This is a genomic window from uncultured Chloroflexus sp. (genome assembly GCF_938091255.1).
GTDB lineage: Bacteria > Chloroflexota > Chloroflexia > Chloroflexales > Chloroflexaceae > Chloroflexus.
This window is the reverse complement of sequence record NZ_CALLJH010000002.1, coordinates 103,807-122,241: the sequence shown is the minus strand read 5'-3', so window position 1 is coordinate 122,241 and position 18,435 is coordinate 103,807. Positions and strand designations below refer to the sequence as shown.

16 protein-coding genes are annotated in these 18,435 nt (G+C 58.8%); 12 read left to right on the top strand and 4 right to left on the bottom strand.

Annotation, left to right across the window (positions count from 1 at the left end; translation table 11 throughout):
• The first annotated feature begins 119 nt into the window (after positions 1-119).
• The 12 genes from ndhC (at position 120) to Q1A00_RS00880 (ending at position 13,861) form a co-directional block, all read left to right on the top strand.
• Positions 120-476 (top strand): NADH-quinone oxidoreductase subunit A, encoded by a 357-nt coding sequence (gene ndhC, locus Q1A00_RS00935; protein WP_298404534.1) that lies wholly within the window; start codon positions 120-122, stop codon positions 474-476.
• A 2-nt stretch (positions 477-478) separates the two neighbouring features.
• Entirely contained in the window at positions 479-1,273 is a 795-nt protein-coding gene (locus tag Q1A00_RS00930) for an NADH-quinone oxidoreductase subunit B (RefSeq protein WP_298404532.1), read from the top strand.
• On the top strand, positions 1,266-1,793 hold the full coding sequence (locus tag Q1A00_RS00925; RefSeq protein WP_298404530.1) for an NADH-quinone oxidoreductase subunit C: 528 nt from the start codon (positions 1,266-1,268) through the stop codon (positions 1,791-1,793). Before Q1A00_RS00930 ends, Q1A00_RS00925 begins: the two co-directional genes overlap by 8 nt.
• Positions 1,794-2,005: 212 nt before the next feature.
• Complete coding sequence (locus Q1A00_RS00920; protein WP_298404527.1) at positions 2,006-3,115, top strand: NADH-quinone oxidoreductase subunit D; 1,110 nt, start codon at positions 2,006-2,008, stop codon at positions 3,113-3,115.
• A complete protein-coding gene (locus Q1A00_RS00915; protein ID WP_299643721.1) occupies positions 3,112-4,233 on the top strand; it encodes a 4Fe-4S dicluster domain-containing protein in 1,122 nt (373 codons plus the stop codon). Before Q1A00_RS00920 ends, Q1A00_RS00915 begins: the two co-directional genes overlap by 4 nt.
• An 87-nt stretch (positions 4,234-4,320) precedes the next feature.
• On the top strand, positions 4,321-5,643 hold the full coding sequence (gene nuoH / locus Q1A00_RS00910) for an NADH-quinone oxidoreductase subunit NuoH (protein WP_298404521.1): 1,323 nt from the start codon (positions 4,321-4,323) through the stop codon (positions 5,641-5,643).
• A gap of 60 nt (positions 5,644-5,703) precedes the next feature.
• A complete protein-coding gene (locus Q1A00_RS00905) occupies positions 5,704-6,357 on the top strand; it encodes an NADH-quinone oxidoreductase subunit J (protein WP_298404518.1) in 654 nt (217 codons plus the stop codon).
• A 3-nt stretch (positions 6,358-6,360) separates the two neighbouring features.
• Positions 6,361-6,678: an NADH-quinone oxidoreductase subunit NuoK gene (gene nuoK / locus Q1A00_RS00900; protein WP_298404515.1), complete on the top strand. Its 318-nt coding sequence runs from the start codon at positions 6,361-6,363 to the stop codon at positions 6,676-6,678.
• A gap of 45 nt (positions 6,679-6,723) precedes the next feature.
• Entirely contained in the window at positions 6,724-8,916 is a 2,193-nt protein-coding gene (gene nuoL, locus Q1A00_RS00895) for an NADH-quinone oxidoreductase subunit L (protein ID WP_298490179.1), read from the top strand.
• A gap of 3 nt (positions 8,917-8,919) precedes the next feature.
• Positions 8,920-10,584 carry a NuoM family protein gene (locus Q1A00_RS00890; RefSeq protein WP_298404510.1) on the top strand — a complete coding sequence of 555 codons (1,665 nt, stop codon included), beginning with the start codon at positions 8,920-8,922 and terminating at the stop codon, positions 10,582-10,584.
• Between the two features lie 67 nt (positions 10,585-10,651).
• Positions 10,652-12,163, top strand: coding sequence for a NuoM family protein (locus Q1A00_RS00885; RefSeq protein ID WP_298404508.1), 1,512 nt, complete (start codon positions 10,652-10,654; stop codon positions 12,161-12,163).
• A 111-nt stretch (positions 12,164-12,274) separates the two neighbouring features.
• Complete coding sequence (locus Q1A00_RS00880) at positions 12,275-13,861, top strand: NADH-quinone oxidoreductase subunit N (RefSeq protein WP_298404505.1); 1,587 nt, start codon at positions 12,275-12,277, stop codon at positions 13,859-13,861.
• Positions 13,862-14,024: 163 nt separating this feature from the next.
• Here the strand turns inward: Q1A00_RS00880 and Q1A00_RS00875 are convergent, their stop codons facing one another.
• From Q1A00_RS00875 to Q1A00_RS00860, 4 genes are all read right to left on the bottom strand, one after another.
• A complete protein-coding gene (locus Q1A00_RS00875; protein ID WP_298404502.1) occupies positions 14,025-14,783 on the bottom strand; it encodes an SDR family oxidoreductase in 759 nt (252 codons plus the stop codon).
• Positions 14,784-14,909: 126 nt separating this feature from the next.
• Entirely contained in the window at positions 14,910-15,785 is an 876-nt protein-coding gene (locus Q1A00_RS00870) for a sulfurtransferase (RefSeq protein WP_298404499.1), read from the bottom strand.
• A gap of 169 nt (positions 15,786-15,954) precedes the next feature.
• The gene (locus tag Q1A00_RS00865) at positions 15,955-17,274 is read right to left on the bottom strand and encodes a dihydrolipoamide acetyltransferase family protein (protein WP_298490175.1); all 1,320 of its coding nucleotides are present in this window, start codon (positions 17,272-17,274) and stop codon (positions 15,955-15,957) included.
• Between the two features lie 124 nt (positions 17,275-17,398).
• The gene (locus tag Q1A00_RS00860; RefSeq protein ID WP_298404493.1) at positions 17,399-18,394 is read right to left on the bottom strand and encodes a pyruvate dehydrogenase complex E1 component subunit beta; all 996 of its coding nucleotides are present in this window, start codon (positions 18,392-18,394) and stop codon (positions 17,399-17,401) included.
• Positions 18,395-18,435: the final 41 nt, after the last annotated feature.

Below are 18,435 nucleotides of genomic sequence, written 5' to 3'. Positions count from 1 at the left end.
CTACCAACTATGATTAATACTCATTAAAATTCTGGCCGGAAGGTTGCGCCGGTTGGTACGTATTTGTGATATACTTCTCATCGCCTTTTTCGTTTCACCCGCCCAACGGAGGATAGGCAATGCTTGCCGACTATGCTCTGATAGGCATCTTTCTGCTTGCTGCAATCAGCTTCCCGCTGATCCCGCTTGTGCTCGCCTTCTTCCTACGCCCGAAACGCCCGACGCCGCTGAAAACCAGCACCTACGAGTGCGGGTTGGAAGCAATCGGCGATGTCCACGTTCAATTCAAGGTGCAGTATTATCTCTACGCCCTCGCCTTCGTGATTTTCGATATTGAAGTAATCTTCTTGTATCCGTGGGCGGTAGCATTCAATGTAGTGGGTCTCTATGGCCTGATTGCGGCAGCGATCTTTCTCCTCATGCTGTTTGCTGGCTTGCTCTACGAATGGCGCAAAGGCGCTCTAGAGTGGGTGTGATTATGGCTGATGTCGATCCGACCCAGCTCGAACTTGAGCGGCAGGGTGTGTTGTTGACGACCATCAATCGGTTTTACAACTGGGGCCGCCGTTCGTCGATCTGGCCAATGGCGTTTGGGTTGGCCTGTTGTGCAATCGAGATGATGGCGTTTGGTCTGAGTCGCTACGACGTGGCCCGGTTTGGCGCCGAGTTGTTCCGCGCGTCGCCCCGCCAAGCCGATCTGATGATCGTGGCCGGCACTGTGACCAAGAAGATGGCTCCGCAGGTGGTGCGGCTCTATAACCAGATGGCCGAGCCGCGCTATGTGATTTCAATGGGGGCCTGCGCTACGTCTGGCGGCCCGTTTCGCGATGGCTACAACGTGTTGCGTGGAATCGATTTGCTTATCCCAGTTGATGTGTATGTCCCCGGTTGCCCGCCGCGCCCCGAAGCTCTCCTGCACGCGCTGATGACGCTGCAAGAGCAGATCGATCAGCAGAAACTAGGCCGGGTGCGTTGGTACGGCAGTGGCGACAAGCCGCAAACCAGCGATTTTCCAGTGCCTACGTTCGGCCCCAAGGGGCTTGAGATTGACGGTAAGCTGGTTGATCCGGTCGGCGGCTTGCCGCTGCTCAGCTCGTATACCTCGCCGAGCCACGGCGAACGGCGGTCAGGCCAGATCGAGCATCCTGAAGTGGTGCGTCAGTTCCCGATTATGGATCCGGAAGTTGAATTGGAGCATGCCTTGAAGGCACGCGGTATCTCGCCTGAGATCGCCGCCGATGATTTGAAGCGGAGCGGGGTGAGCGATGCCTGAGATGACTCCTGCCGAGCTGCGTGCCCGCCTTGCCACGGCATTGCCGGCTGCGTTGGTCGAGGCGGAACCGCTGGCGATAACGCCGCCGCCTGCGCATGGGCCACAACCCGGTTTGTTTAACCCGCCCGACCCCCTTGTGCGGCCTGATTATCTGGTTTCAGCGGCGCTCTGGGTGCGTGATACGCTCGGTTATGCCTATCTGTCGGATATTGCCGTGGTTGATTACCTCTATGCCGGTTGTTTTGAGCTGGTCTATCGCTTCTACCATCCGACCGGCGGTTCGAGTGTCGTGTTGCGTGTGCGTGTGCCACGCGATGAGCCGGTAGTGCCGTCGTTGACGCCGCACTGGCCTGCCGCCAACTTCCACGAGCGTGAGGCGTTCGATTTATTTGGGGTCGAGTTTACCGGGCATCCCTTCTTGCGCCGCATCTATATGTGGGATGAGTTTGAAGGTTTCCCCATGCGCAAAGACTTTCCCCGGCAGGGGGATAAGTATTTGGGTGGCGAGAGCGAGGGGTAATAGAGCAGTGATGCCGATGTATTTTACTATGAACAGCGTCGTGTATGCACTAAGCGCGCCGAATGCAGGCTGCAACGTATAGCGTGAGCCTTTCTACCGCCTTCGGCAAAAAACCGCTACGCTCATAGATTCGGTTTGAGGCTAAATCAATCAATGTAGCCTGATCTCGCCAGAGGCGAATGGGCTATCAGCATAGAAAAACCGGTGCTGCTATGCTCCAGACTCAAGAGCTGCAAGTCAATATCGGCCCGCAACACCCGTCAACCCACGGCGTGTTTCGCATGCTGGTGACGGTTGACGGCGAGACGGTGGTTGATCTGAAGCCGGTGTTTGGCTATCTGCATCGCAACCACGAGCAGATCGCCGAGGCTAATTCGTATTTGCAGAATATGCCCTACACCGACCGGCTCGACTATTTCAATTCCATGGCCAATAACCATGCCTACGCCATGGCGGTCGAGCGGCTGGCCGGGATTGAGGTGCCCGAACGGGCTGAGTATATCCGGGTGTTGATGGTCGAGCTGACCCGGATTCTTAACCATGCCAGCGCGGTTGGCTTTATGATCAACGATATGGGAGCCTGGCAGACGCCGCTGGCATTTGGGATGCGCGAACGCGAGAAAATTCTCGATCTCTTTGAGATGGCGAGTGGCGCGCGCCTTATGTGTAACTATTTTCGTTTCGGTGGCGTGGTGCGCGATCTGCCCCCAGAATTCATTCCCAATTTGCGCGAATTGCTGCGCGCGCTGCCGGCGTATATCGATGAGCTGGAGCGGTTGCTGCGCGATAACGAGATCTTGTTACAACGGGCGATCGGGATCGGCATTCTGCCGCCGGAAGTGGCTCTGTCGTATGGCGTCAGCGGCCCGGTCTTGCGCGGTTCGGGCATTCCGTATGATGTGCGCAAGGCCGAGCCGTACAGTGTTTATGACCGGTTCGATTTTGATGTGCCAATTGGCAAGGTGGGCGATGTGTATGACCGCTTTCTGGTGCGGATCGAGGAGATGCGCCAGAGCAAGCGGATTATCGAGCAGGTGCTTGAGCAGTTGCCCGATGCTAAGGGTGGTCATATTAACCCCAAAGCGCGCCAGAATGTGCGTCCACCGGTTGGCGATGCATATGCCCGTATAGAGTCGCCTAAAGGCGAACTCGGCTTTTATCTGGTGAGTGATGGCAGTACGAAACCGTACCGCTACAAGGTGCGCGCGCCGTCGTTTATCAACCTCACGCCGCTCGCCGATATGTGCCGCGGCTATAAGGTGGCTGATATTGTGGTCATCCTTGGCAGTATTGATATCGTGATGGGGGAGGTGGATCGATGACAGCCTCACCGTTTGAGATAGAGATTCCGCGTGGGCGGGTAATCGAAGTGCAGCGCGACGATACCCGCGTGCGGTGGGGTGGTGGGTTGTTGCGTGGGATGGCGGTGGTCTGGAAGCACTGGAAGGAGTCGTTTAAGCTTAATCGCAGTTATAGCCAGATTCACGGCACCTTTACCATTGAATATCCAGAGGAGCAGCCGCGCATTCCAGAAGCCTACCGCAACATGCCGATCCTGCTCTACGATGACGAGACGGGTCACGAACTTTGCACCTCGTGCTTTCAGTGCGAACGGATTTGCCCGCCGCAGGTTATTCACATGACACAGGCCAAAGACCCTGCGACTGGTAAGCCGGTGCCGGCAGTAGCTGAGTTTATCATCGAGTACGATGCCTGCATGAGCTGCGGTTTTTGCGCTGAAGTCTGTCCGTTCGACGCGATCAAGATGGATCACGAGTTTGAGTTGTCCACCGACGATCACACTCGGTTGACGGTGCATAAAGAGCAGTTGCTCCGGCCAATCAGCTACTACGCTAAGATTGCGCCGACGATGTGGGCTGAGGTACGCGAGAGTGCGTTGAAGAAGTTGCAGGGCAACGTGCGCCGCCGGCCTGACGTTATTGGCTTGGCGCCGCAGCTAACCGAGAAGATCGCGGCGCGGCGGGCTGAGTTGGCGGCACAAGCGGTGCAGGCAGCGCAAGCAGCGGCGGCTGCGCCGGCAGCTCCAGCGGCTGCGCCAGCGGAAGGACGCAAGTTGACGCCAGAAGAGAAGGCGGCGAAGCTAGCGGCGATTCGCGCTGCCAAAACAGCGCAGGCCGGCGAGAGCGCAACGCCAGCGGAGGCTGCGCCGGCGCCACCATCACCGGCCCCGGCTGGCGAAGCTGCGCCGTCGGCTGACAAAGCGGCGAAGCTGGCGGCCATCCGCGCCGCCAATGCGGCCAAGAAAGCCGCTGCTGGCGAAGCGCCGGCCACGCTGCCTGTCGCGCCCGCTGATGGCATGGCAGGCGACACGCCAGCGGATGCACCACCCGCCGCCCCGCCGGCTGACAAAGCCGCCCGGCTGGCGGCCATCCGCGCCGCCAATGCGGCCAAGAAACAACAATCCGGCGACGGTTCGTAGAGCTGCACGTTCGTGTGGCTCCTGATAATAAGTCAGAGAGAGGGATGTAAAGCCGCACGGCAGTGTGGCTCTATGACGGAGACATCCATGTACGACATGCTCACTGCCTTAATCAACGGCGCTTTAGGTTGGGGATGGCCGGAATGGGCGCTGAACCTACTCAGCTACATACTGATCGTCACGATTGTGTTGGTCGTTGCGCCGCTCCAGATGCTCTTCTTTACCTATTACGAGCGCCGAGTGATCGCGCGCATGCAAGATCGTGTCGGCCCGAATCGGGTCGGCCCCGAAGGCATTTGGCAACCAATTGCTGATGGCGTCAAGATGTTCACTAAGGAAGACATCGTGCCGCAGGCTGCCGACCGGATTGTGCATTTCCTCGCTCCGTGCGTGGTTGTGGCGCCAACAGTCTTGATGTTTGCGGTGGTGCCGTGGGGGCCGGGGATGGTGCCGGTTGATCTGCCGACCGGCTTGCTCTTCTTTTTTGCGATCTCGTCGATCAGTGCAGTCGGCTTGATGATGGCCGGTTGGGCGAGCAACAACAAGTTTTCGCTGTTAGGGGCGATGCGGGCCGTGGCCCAGATGGTGTCATACGAAATTCCGGCGGTGTTGTCGCTGATCGCGATAGTGATTATAGTTGGCTCGCTCTCGATCAATGAGATTATTGCCTATCAGGCCGGCTTGATCATCAGCAACCGCGATCTGCCCGGCGTTCCCGATCTAGGGTTAGGTTGGTTTGTATTTACCCCGGTTGGCTTTGTAGCCTTCGTCGCCTTCTTTATCGCTGCGCTGGCTGAAGGCGAACGCACCCCGTTTGATATTCCCGAAGCCGATTCTGAGATTGTCGCCGGCTACATGACCGAGTATAGCGGCATGAAGTTTGGTCTCTTCTATCTTGCCCAATATGTGTTGAATTTCCTGCTCTGCGCGATCACCGCAATCATCTTTTTCGGCGGCTGGCAAGGGCCGGGGGTCGGCTGGCTCTACGCGCAAGGCATTACTCCGGCGAATCCCAACGGTAACGGGTTGTTCAATGTGCTGGCCGGTATTTTGGGCGTGTTTTACTTCTTGCTCAAAACCTACATCTTCTTCTTTGTGATGGTCTGGCTGCGCGGTGCCTTCCCCCGGCTGCGCATCGATCAGTTGATGGATTTCGGCTGGAAGTTTCTCATTCCGTGGACACTGGCCAATCTGTTTAGCGCGGCGTTGTGGGTAGCTTTCACCCGCTGGGGTCCTGCCGAAGGGATGTTGATCACGGTCGGTTGGTCGCCAGTGCTGCGCTGGTTAGCGGCGTTTGTGGTGACGTTGGCGATCAATCTGGGGGTCTATTTGTGGCTGACGCGCGTCTATGCGGCGTCGCAGGCCGAACGGCGCCGGGCCGAGCTGGAAGAGTTGAGCGCGGCGGCGTAGTTGTACAATCGCTGCGCGACGCGCCTTTGCGTTACGCAATTCAGACAGCAGGAACGTGTGATGGAAGTCGTTGTCCAAATGGTGTTTGGGCTAATCGCCCTCTTTATTCTGGTTGCGGCGGCGATGGTGGTCTCGGTGCGCAATGTGATCCACTCGGCGCTGTGGCTGATCGCCTGTTTCTTCGGTGTGGGCGCGCTCTATCTGCTGCTTGAAGCTGAGTTTCTGGCAGTGGTGCAGGTGCTGGTCTACGTTGGCGCGGTGTCAGTGCTGATCTTGTTTGCGATTATGCTCACGCGCCAGATCAGCGGCGAGGGGGTACGCCAACTGACTTCGCGCTGGCCAGTGGTGCTCGTTGTCACTGTGTTGCTCTTTGCTACCGTGATGACGCCAACCTTGATTAACCAGCAGTGGAATGTGCCGCCAGCCCCGCCGTTGGGTACGCCGGAACCGATTGCTGGTCCCGCCGAGTTGGGTCGTGGGTTTGTGAACGAGTTCCTGATCCAGTTTCAAGTGGTTGGGGTGCTGTTGACGGTGGCCCTGATCGGCGCGATCGTGATTGCGTTTGAAGAGCGGGCGCGGCGGCGCAAAGTGTTGACGTTGGCGGAGGAATTAGAGTTGAAGCGCCTGCGTGAACGTACAACCCAGACCGAAACGCCTGAACCGGTTGAGGCCGAGCCGGTGGCGCGCGAGACGCGCCCCGCCAGTGAGGGGTGACAGATGCTGAATGCAGTGCCATTGCCGGCGGTGCTGACGCTGGCCGCCGCCCTCTTTTGCATTGGGTTGTTTGGCGCCCTATCGCGCCGTAATCTGATTGGGGTGTTGATGGGTGTTGAGTTGATGCTCAATGCCGTCAATGTCAATCTGGTCGCGTTTTGGCGCTATTTCGAGCCGCGCTACATCACTGGCCAGACCTTTGCCATCTTTATTATTGCGGTGGCTGCTGCCGAGGCAGCGGTCGGTTTGGCGATGGTGATTGCGGTCTATCGCCATTATGCGACCGTCAATGCCGACGAAGTGGATCAACTGCGTGGGTAACGGTACGTGCGAACGAGAGTGGTGTTGATCTAACCCGGAGCGCGTATGGCATTTTTCTTGCAAAATGCATGGCTGATTCCGCTGTTGCCGTTATTGGCCAGTGCCATCATCACGTTGACGCCGATCCGGCGGCAGGCGATGGCGAGCGCGTGGCTGGCCACCGGCCTGATGATGGTCGCGACGGTGTTGGCGCTCGGCTTGTTGGTGGCGGTGTCCGGCGGGTGGGCCTTGCACCACGGTGAGCTGGTGCAACTCGCGGCCCATCATAGTGAGCACGGCGCGTTTGCCTTCCCTGAACCGAATGTGGTGCAGCGTTTCGTATGGGCGCCAACCGGCGATACCGCCTTGCAGATGGGTATCTATATTGATGGCGCGGCGGCGGCGATGCTGGCTATGGTGACAATCACCTCAACCTGCATTCACCTCTTCTCAATCGGGTATATGGCTGCGCACCCGCGCCAGAGCCGCTTCTTTAGCTTTATCGCACTCTTTACGGCGGCGATGTTGCTGATGAGCATGGCCGATAACCTGCTCCTCTTCTTTATGGCGTGGGAGATTATGGGTCTCTGCTCGTACCTGCTGATCGGTTTCCTGTACGAGCGGCCCAGCGCGGCCCGCGCCGCCGTGAAGGCGTTTATCACCACCCGCATCGGCGATGTCTTGCTGCTGCTGGGGATCGTCTATCTCTATGCGCAGGCTGGCGGGATTTCCTTTGGTAATGAGGAGGGCGGCATCTTCCACCCGCCGCTGCTTGAGCGGCTGGCGAGCGAGACCGGTGCGCTCGGTCTGAGCCACGCCGCCGGGATTGCGTTGCTGATCTTTGGCGGCACAGTCGGCAAATCGGCCCAGTTCCCGCTGCACGTCTGGTTGCCCGATGCAATGGAAGGCCCGACACCGGTGTCGGCCCTCATTCACGCCGCGACGATGGTAGCTGCCGGCGTCTTTTTGGTGGCGCGCACCTTCCCCCTCTTCGCCGCCGACCCAACCTCGTTGGGAGTGGTGGCCTTTATCGGTGCGTTTACCGCCCTCTTTGCGGCGACAATTGCGCTGGCCCAGTTTGATATCAAGCGCATTCTGGCCTACAGCACGCTCTCGCAGCTCGGCTTTATGGTGGCGGCTCTCGGTGTGGGCGGTTGGGTGGCGGCGATGTTCCATCTGATTACCCATGCCTTCTTTAAGGCGTTGCTCTTCCTCGGGTCAGGATCGATTATTCACGCGATGGAGCAGCAGCCCTCGATCCAGCGCATTCATCACCACGACGAATACGCTGCCCAGCAGACGGCGCAAGACATTCGCAACATGGGCGGGTTGCGCACCCGCTTGCCGTGGACGTTTTGGACGTATACCGCCGGCTATCTGGCGCTGGCCGGCATTGTGCCGTTTGCCGGCTTCTGGAGCAAAGACGAGATTTTGCTCGATGCCTTTAAGCATAATCTGGCGGTTTATCTTACTCTGAGTGTTGCTGCCTTCCTAACGGCTGTATATATGACTCGCCAGTGGTGGCTCGTCTTCTTTGGTGAGTATCGCGGCGCGCATCCGGTGGTGTTTGAGAACCCGGACGCTCCCGCCGGCCATGTTGGGCACGGGCACGAGGATCATCACCACGATCACGATCACGGTGAGCACTGGCACGAAGACCCGCGTATGATCGCGGCGCTGGTGGTGCTAGCCAGCTTTGCCGTTACTGCCGGCGCGTTTAATCTACCGTTCGACGGCCCCGGCGGGCATTGGCTGGCCAGCCTGTGGGGGCAAGAGGCGGCTAAGCTCAATCCGCTAGTGGCTGGGTTGTCGTTGCTGATTGCGTTGGTCGGGATTGCGCTGGGCTGGTATGGCTACCGCAACGCCTTCGCGACTGCGATGGATACCGACCCGCTGGCGGCGCGCGCGCCGGGGTTGTTTGCCGTGCTCAACGCTAAGTACCGAATCGATGAGCTGTACGCGGCGACGATTGGTCGGCTAACGACGAGCCTTGCGACGGCGTGGTCGCTGCTCGACCGCTCGGTGATTGACCGGCTGGTTGATGGTATGGGCCGCTTTACCTTCGGCTTGGGCAAGGTCAACTTCATCATTGATGACACCTTACTCAATGACGGGCCGGATGGCTTGGCGAGCGGTACTCAAGGCACTGGCCGCCAAGCGCGCCGGTTGCAGACTGGCAAGGCCCAAGATTACTTGATCTATGTCTTTAGCGGTCTCTTGGCGCTGGCTGTGTTCTGGCTGTATGTGATTGGGCGGTAGCGTATGAATCTGCCAGAGTATCTTCTTCCTGCCGCCGATGGCGTGCCGTGGCTGACCTTGTTGGTGCTGTCGCCGCTGGCCGGCATTGCCTTGATCGGGTTGGCATGGCTGCTCAAGCTCGATGAGCGGACGATCAAGACCGGTGTGCTGGCGTGGACGGGGGTGCCGCTGTTGTTAGCCGGTCTGATCTGGGTGCGGTTCGATCCGAATGCGGTGGCGAGCGGGCAAGCCGTGGTGCAGTTGGTCGAGCGAGTACCGTGGATTCAGGCCATCCGGGTTGATTACTTTCTTGGTGTTGATGGTCTGAGCATGCCGCTGGTGTTGCTGACCGCGGTGATGACGCCGGTGGCAGTGATCGCCAGTTGGGGCGTTAGCGCGCGGGTGCGGGCGCATCTGGCGTTGCTGCTCTTGCTCGAAGCGGCGATGCTCGGCTACTTTGTCGCGCTCGATTTCTTCTTCTTCTTCATCTTCTGGGAATTCAGTCTCGTGCCGGCCTTCTTCCTGATTCAAAATTGGGGCCGCGAACAGCGCCGCTACGCCGCATTTAAGTTCTTTGTCTACACAATGGCCGGCTCACTTGGCATGCTGCTACTCTTCCAACTAATCTACCTATCGGTGCGGCAGGCCGGCTATCCGACCTTCGATCTGATCGCGCTGGGCCGATTGGGGCAAGGCTTGCCGGTGGCTGGCGTCGAAGGCAATCTGCGCGATATTCTCTTTGCTTATCTTGAGCAGCTCGGCGTGACCAATGCGCTAGGCCGCTATCCGCTGCTCTACAGCAGCATCGCGATGTGGGCGATTTTCATTGCCTTTGCGATTAAGCTGGCGGTCTGGCCGTTCCACACGTGGTTGCCCGACGCCTACGCCGAGGGGCCGACTGCGGCCAGCATCTTGCTCTCGGCCGTGATGAGCAAGATGGGGGCGTATGGCATGTTGCGGTTGCTGTTGCCTTTCACTCCCGACGCGGCGCAGTATTTTGCGCCAGCGTTGGCGGCGCTGGCGGTGATTGGCGTGGTGGCCGGGGCCTTCGGCGCATTGAACCAAGTCAATGGCGACATCAAGCGCCTAATCGGCTACACCTCGATTAACCACATGGGCTATGTGATGCTGGCGATTGCTGGGGCAGCGGCGGCAGGCGAGGCGGGTGTTGCGGCGCGGGCCAGCGCGATCAACGGCGCTTTGGTGCAGATGGTGGCGCACGGCCTCAGCACCGGCGCGCTGTTCTATCTGGCGGGGGCATTGTACGAGCGGACCGGACGTTGGGAGCTGAGCGGTTTGGGTGGCTTGCGCGCCAGCGCGCCGGCCTTTGCCGGGGTGATGGGGATCGCCCTCTTTGCCAACCTCGGCTTGCCGGGATTGGCCGGCTTCGTCGGCGAATTCTTCATCTTCCGCGGCGCATGGGCGACGCTGCCCTTCTTTACTGCGCTGGCGGTGATCGGGTTGGTGGTGACGGCGCTGGCACTACTGCTGATGTTCCAGCGCATCTTCCTCGGCCCGGCCACCGGCAACCCGCGCGCAATCGCCGATCTACGTCCGCAAGAGTTCTGGACAATGGCGCCGATCTTGCTCTTGTCGTTGTTGATTGGCGTCTATCCGGCGCCATTGATGGCCTTGGGCAACGCTGCCGCTGGGCAATTGGTCGCTATCTTTACGCGCGTGTTGGGGTAGGTCTGAAACCAGCGCGGTGGTTGGGATAAACGCTCTGACCACTGCCGGATTGCGCAAAGGTGATTGCATGGGGTTGATAACACTTCCCGCCGATGTGCCGTGGCTGAGCCTGATCTGGCTAAGCATGCTGGTACCGGCGATCATCATCGCCGTCATTCCCGATCGCTACCCCGACCTTATGCGGTGGGTAGGAGCGGGATTCGCGCTACTGTCGCTCATCTTGTCGTTGTTGGTCTTTTTGGCCTACGATCCGGTGAAGGGTGGCTTCCAGTTTATCGAACAGCTCGATTGGATTCCGCAGCTCGGCATTAGCTACTTGCTCGGTGTTGACGGGATTAATTTGCCGATGCTGCTGCTCAACGGAATCGTGATTTTCACCGGCTCGCTGATGAGCTGGAATATTGACGTGCGCACCAAAGAGTATTGGGTGTGGCTACTCTTGCTTACTACCGGCGTCTACGGTGTTTTCAGCGCGCTTGACCTCTTCCTCTTTTTTGTCTTCTATGAGCTGGCGGTACTGCCGATGTATTTGCTGATCGGCATTTGGGGCAGCACGCGCAAAGAGTACGGCGCAATGAAGCTGACCCTGTTTTTGATGGCCGGCAGCGCGTTGGTGATCATCGGCATGATTGGTCTCTATTTTGGTAGTGGCCTGCGCACCTTCAACATGCTGGTGCTAGCCGAGCAAGGCTTTATCTCCGGCAACCTGCAATGGCTGCTCTTCCCGGCACTGTTTGTCGGGTTTGGCGTGTTAGCCGGCATGTTCCCCTTCCATACGTGGAGTCCGACCGGCCACGTGGCTGCGCCGACGGCGGTGAGTATGTTGCACGCCGGCGTGCTGATGAAGTTGGGCGCGTATGGCTGTCTGCGGGCGGCGATGTGGCTGATGCCGGTGGGGGCGCGTGATTGGCTGCCGATAATTGCCGTGCTCACCATCTTTAACGTTGTCTATGGCGCGAGCATCGCGATGGTGCAACGCGATGCCAAGTTCATTATCGGCTACTCGTCGGTAAGCCACATGGGCTTGGTGGTCATGGCACTCGCTGCCGGCACACAGATTGCGCTGATGGGGGCAGTGTTACAAATGTTTGCCCACGGTATTATGACGGCCCTCTTCTTCGCGGTCGTGGGGCGGATGATCTACGACCGCACCCACACCCGCCAATTGCCCGAATTGGGCGGGTTGGGCCGGGTGATGCCGTTTGCGGCAGCGATGTTCATTCTCGGCGGTCTCTCCTCGATGGGTATGCCGGGGTTAGCCGGCTTCTGGGCCGAATTTAACATCTTCATCGGCGTCTGGGAGCGGTATCCGCTGATAGCGGTGATTGCGGCACTGAGTATTCCGATCACTGGTGCGTATATCCTGCGCGCGGTGTGGTCGGTGTTTTACGATGAGGTGAAGAATCCCGAGTTTCTGCACCTACCCAAACTGACGTGGCAAGAGTATACCGGCGCGTTGATACTGGCGGTGGTGCTGGTTGGGCTGGGGTTGTATCCGGCATGGATGACCGAGCTGATCGATACCGCGGTGCGCCCGCTGGCGGCGCGGTTGAGTGAGGTGGCTGTGGCGTTGCGGTAGTCAACAACCGTAGCGACGGCCGGCTGTCGCCGACCCCACCAAGAAACATTTTGGATTGAATTGTTTCAGTATCAACACGGCTGGGTTTGTGAGCATCACAACGAGGGACGTATGTTTCAACTAACCGACATCCCGCGCCTCTTGCCAGAGATTTTGCTGCTGGTGCTGGCGCTGTTGGTGCTAGGGTCGGATATTCTCGAAAAATGGGGACGCACGCCGGAAGCACAGCTTGAACGGGTCAAGTCATCGGCGTCGCTCACCTCAATTGGGTTGGTGATGGTGCTGGCCGTGGCGCTGTTGCAGAGTGGCTACCTCTATCAATTGCCAGAGACAGCGCCGGTCAATTTCTTTACCAACATCATCCGCAACTTGCAGAGCGGCGGGCCGGGAGGCGATCCGGTGGCCGGTGTGTTTGTGGTCGATCATCTGACCATGATCGCGCGGCTGCTGATAATTGGCTCGGCTCTGCTCATCAGTCTGCTCTGTCTCGATGTGCGGCCCACTGCGCACCCCGGCGAATTCTATGCACTCATTGTTTTTGCCACGCTCGGCATGTGCCTGATGGTGGGGGCCAAAGAACTGTTGCTAGCCTATTTGGCGATCGAGCTTACCTCGATCCCGCTTTACTTGCTAGCCGGTTATTTCCGCAATGAAGCTCGCTCGGCGGAAGCGGGGTTGAAATATTTCCTGTTTGGGGCTATCTCGTCGGCGATTTTGCTCTATGGGATGAGCATAGCCTTTGGCGCGGCGCTGAATGGGGTGAGCGGAGCCGCCAACATGAACGATCTCACCCGTTTTGACCGTATCGGTGCATTTACGCCGTCAGGCGGCGGACTGATCACGTTGGCGATGTTGTTTATCGTTGCCGGGATGGGGTACAAATTGGCGGTCGTGCCGTTCCACGCTTGGTCGCCGGATGTCTACGAAGGCGCGCCGACACCGATCACGGCCTTTATCTCGACTGCCTCGAAGGCAGCGGGTTTCATTCTACTCTTCCGTCTGCTAACTGAGACCTTCCCGGCGATGGCCGGTGCGCCAGTGTTGGGTGAGGCAGCGGGCGGTTGGACAGGGGTGCTAGCGGTGCTGGCCTTGCTGACGGTGGTGTTCGGCAATCTGGCGGCGTTGCCGCAGAATAATGCCAAACGTCTGCTGGCCTATTCGAGTATTGCCCACGCTGGGTTTGTCGTGCTGGGCTTGCTGGCTTGGGCGGCGGCGCAGCAATTCGACCGCGAGCAAGGCTTGGTCGCGCTGCTCTATTACCTGATCATCTACAGCCTAACCAACATCGGCGCGTTCGGTGCGTTGGCGCTGATCGGCCAGCAGGTGGGGGGCGATGATTTCGAGCATCTGCGTGGTCTGGCGCGGCGTAACTTACCCTTGGCGCTGCTCTTCACCGTCTGCATCCTCTCGCTGGCTGGTATTCCGCCGCTCGGCGGCTTCTTCGCCAAGTTCTATATCTTCATGGCCGGTTGGCAAAGCGGTGCAACGTGGCTGGTCGTTATCGCGGTGGTAATGACGATTGTCAGCCTCTACTACTATCTGCGCTTGCTGAAGGTCATGTTCATCGAACCGGCAGTTGACATGACGCCGGTGCCGATGTCGCGCGGAGTGGCGGCAGCGTTGACGATTACGGCGGTAGGAGTGCTGGCATTGGGTATTTTCCCGAACGTGATTTTGAGTGTGTTGGAACGGGCGTAGTAAGAATGGGAAACCCGCTGCTTTCATAGGTGAGAAGAGTAGACTGTAAATATCGGTATCCGATAAGACAGTGGGTGTATCGCTATAGAGATGGAGTGCGGCGGTTACACGGTCGCACTCCATCACTGTTTTCGGAATGTCTGTTGTAAAGCGTGTCAAAACGTCATTGGGCAATCAAGCCGCCATCTACCACCATAACGTGACCGGTGACATACGAAGCCGCGTCTGAGCAGAGCCACACCGCCGCTGCTGCAACTTCTGCGGGTTGGCTAATCCGTCCAAGCGGGATCGTAGCCAGCATACCGGTCTCGGCTCCCGGCTGCGCTAATAGGCGGTTCAGCATTGGCGTATAGGTAGCGCCGGGGCAAATCGCATTCACGCGAATACCGGCCTTTGCATATTCGAGGGCCGCAGCTTTCGTTAATTGGATGACCCCGCCTTTCGATGCACAATACGCAGGCAGCCCCATCGTACCAACCAACCCGACCACTGATGCCGTATTCACAATCGCACCGCCGCCTTGGTGCAGCATTTGTAAGATTTCGTACTTCATGCAAAGCCATGTGCCTTTAAGATTGACATTGATGGTGCGATCCCAGTCTTCCTCGGTGTACGAGGCCGTAGGCGCGAGCGCACCTTCAATAGCGGCGTTGTTGTGGGCAATATCGAGCCGGCCATAGTGAGCGACCGTGTGACGAATGAGTGCTTCTACCTCAGTTGACCGAGAAACATCGGTGGCAATAAAGAGTGCATCACCGCCGATCTCCTTGATCATACGAACGGTTTCTTCTCCACCTTCGACGGATACATCGGCAACAACGACCTTTGCTCCTTGCTGTGCGAAGGCTAACGCGCTCGCTCGCCCGATACCAGAAGCAGCACCGGTCACAAGAGCTACCTTGCCTGCAAATGATGGGTGCATTGTGGATACTCCTCTGCTCAACGGTTCCAAGGTTGGACTATGAAACCACGTACTATAACTGGAGAAAATAACTGCTGACAGTCTCGGCGTGTCTCTCGTTGGGCGCTAACCTACCCTCAGCCAGCGTCATCGTTCTAACGGTTTTTCAGGATCGTTCCCCCATTCATTCCACGAGCCATCGTAGATCGCGACGCGGCGACCGCTAACGATCTCGAAAGCGATGGCAACAGGAGTAGCCGAAACGCCGCCGTTACAGTAGGCGACCACCTCTCGATCAGCGACAGCAGCGGGATCAATTCCGGCGGTGAGAAAGCGTTCGCGGAGCTGATCGGGTGAGAGGTAGGTTTGGTGTGGCCCACTAACCAGACTCTGGTAGAAGACGTTGTGCGCGCCGGGGATATGGCCGCCGCGGGTAGCGCGTGATTCCAAGCCGCGATACTCCTGTTCGTTACGGGCGTCGATCAAGAGCAGATCGCTGCCCAGCGCCTGCAATACTTGATCGGCGGTCTTGCGCAGATGCGGTTGCGGACGCGGAGTGAAGGTTGCCGGCGGGTAGTTGGGTACGTCAGTAGTGAGCGGGCGGCCTTCGGCAAGCCACTTAACCAAGCCGCCGTTCAAAATCCGCACCTGCTCGAAACCGTAGTAGCGCAGCACCCACATCAGGCGACCGGCGAACATCGAATACCAGTCATCGTAGGCGACCACCACCGTATCATCGCCAATCCCCCGTTGACCAAGCTCGTGGGCGATTTTGGCGGGCGGCGCAACCTGCACCAACACCGGATCGTCGAGATCAACAATGTCGCGCGTCCAGTCAATATAGACTGCACCGGGAATGTGACCAGCGGTGTAGTCTTCGTGACGGGGGAAGTAATGGGGTTTGGGAGCAGTCGGCGGCAAGACGACGCCGCGCATATCGACAATGCGCAGGCTGGGATGGCCGAGGTGAGCGGCCAGCCAATCGGTTTCAACTAGCGGGCCGGATGGCAGGTCGAGCGTCATAGCAATCCTCCTATGGGGATGAAGGTGCAAAGCGGGCGAAGGTGCGGAGGGATTTTAACGCAAAGATGTAGAGTATGTAAAGCTCGCAAAGGGTTGTTGGATGAGTACCCTCCACCAAAGACGGTCATCCAAAACCCTTTGCGCACTCTGCGTCTTTGCGTTTTCCTTTTCAGACGATGATCGTCATCGGCGCTTCCAGCAACTTGCGCAGCTCTTGCAGATATTGCGCAGCCACGGCGCCATCGACGATGCGATGATCGGCGCTGAGGGTCAGATTCATCACCTGCCCGATCACGATCTGATCATCGCGCACCACCGGCACTTTACGCACTGCGCCGACGGCCAGCGAAGCGGCCTGCGGCACTGAGATGATCGAGCCAAACTCGACAATGCCGAACATGCCGAGATTGGTGACTTGGAAGGTCGCGCCTTCAAGTTCGTTCTGCTTGATTTTGCCTTCGCGAGCGCGCAAAGCCATATCGCGGATTTCGGCGCTGATCACGCTAATGCTCTTCTTGTCGGCGTCGCGCACGACCGGCGCCATCAATCCATCATCGAGGGCGACGGCCACGCCGATATTGATCTGGCTATGGCGCACAATCCCCGGCTGGCCGTCAGCAGTCTGGCTAAAGCTGGTATTAACGGCGGGCACTTTGGCGAGCGCCTTGGCCGCCGCTTTCACCACCAGATCGTTGACCGAGACACGGGTGCCGCTGGCGGCGATCTGGTCGCGTAGCGCCATTAGCGCATCGACATGAACCTCGATCGTGAGGTAGATATGAGGCACGCCGGGTTTGCTCTCGTTCATCGCGCGCGCGATCGCCTTGCGCATCCGGCTTAGTGGCTCAGCGCCAGCCAGCGTAGGAGCGGGGGCGAGGGCCGGCGTGCGAGTTGGGGCGGGGGCGGGCGCAGGGGCTGGTGCAGCAACTGGGGCAGGGGTTGGCGTAGCGACTGGCGTGGGGGCCGGTGCAGCCGTACCACGGCGAGCGGCGAATTCCTCGACGTTCTCCTTGATAATCCGGCCACCGGGGCCAGTACCGACCACTTGCCGCAGATCGATCCCTAGTTCTTCTGCCAAACGACGGGCAACCGGTGATGCTTTGATGCGACCGTTCTCATCAGCGGTAGCAACGGTGACGGGCGTAGGCGGCACAGCCACTGCGGCGGGCGCTGCCGGGGCTGGGGCGGGCGTTGCCGTCGTGGGCGCTGCCGCTGCGGGTGCCGGCGCAGCCGGGGCAGCCACTACCGGCGCTGAGCTATCGCCAATAATCGCGATCGGTTGCCCGATCGGCACAGTCTGCCCTTCAGGCACCAAAATCTGCTGGAGCACACCGGCCTCGAATGCCTCCAATTCCATCGTGGCCTTATCGGTCTCGATCTCAGCGATAATATCGCCCACGGCGATCGGATCGCCTATCTTCTTCAACCAACGGCCCACCGTACCTTCCGACATAGTGTCGGAGAGACGAGGCATGGTTACTTCACCCATGGAGCCTCCCATGATTGATACTATGCATATGCATCTTTATAGATGGGGGGGTGTAATCCCTCACCCTAGCCCCTCTCCCTGCAGGTGGGGAGAAGGTGTTTCGTTTCGCCTCACATCGCTGCGTTCAGCGCATACGCTTCGTGCCGCGCATAACCTGCCGGATGGCATAGATTAGGCTATTGGCATTCGGCTTCGAGGCCGCCGACAGGTCTTTGGCGTAGGGAAGTGGCACCTCGAGGCCGGCGACCCGATAGACCGGCGCATCGAGATAATCAAATGCCTCTTCCTGAATGGTCGCTGCAATCTCGGCGGTCACGCCATACGAATACCAATCCTCGGCGATCACTACGGCGCGATTGGTCTTCTTGACCGACTCGATAATCGTTGGGCGGTCGAGCGGGCGCAGCGAGCGCAAATCCACCACCTCAACGCTTATCCCCTCTTGCTCCATACGCTGGGCGACTTGCAAAGCGATAGCGGTCATGCGCGAATACGACACAACCGTCACATCGGTACCCTGCCGCTTCACCTCGGCGACGCCGATTGGCACCACGAAATCATCGTCTTCCGGCACCTCGCCTTTAGTGTCGTAGAGGGCCAGCGACTCGATAAAGATCACCGGATCGTCATCACGGATCGCGGTGCGGAGTAAGCCTTTGGCATCGTAGGGGGTTGCTGGGGCGACGACCTTGAGACCGGGGCAGTAGGCGAACCAATTCTCGAACGACTGCGAGTGGGTGGCTGCCAGTTGGCCAGTGCCGCCCGAGGGCGTGCGGATCACCAGCGGCACGCTCACCTGCCCGCCGAACATATAGTGGATTTTCGAGGCATGGTTGACGATCTGGTCAATCGCAACCAGAATAAAATTGATGGTCATAATCTCGACCACCGGGCGCAGACCCAGCATCGCTGCGCCGATGGCGACGCCAACGAATCCCTCCTCGGCGATTGGGGTGTCAACCACTCGCTTAGGGCCAAATTCGGCCAACAGGCCCTCGGTCACACGGTACGAACCTTGAAAAACCCCGATCTCCTCGCCCATCAAGAGCACATTCGGATCGCGGGCTAACTCCTCGCCAAGCGTATCGTTTAACGCCTGACGGTACGTAATCACAGGCATAGAGCAACCTCTTACTTGTTTAGACACGCCGGATCATCGTT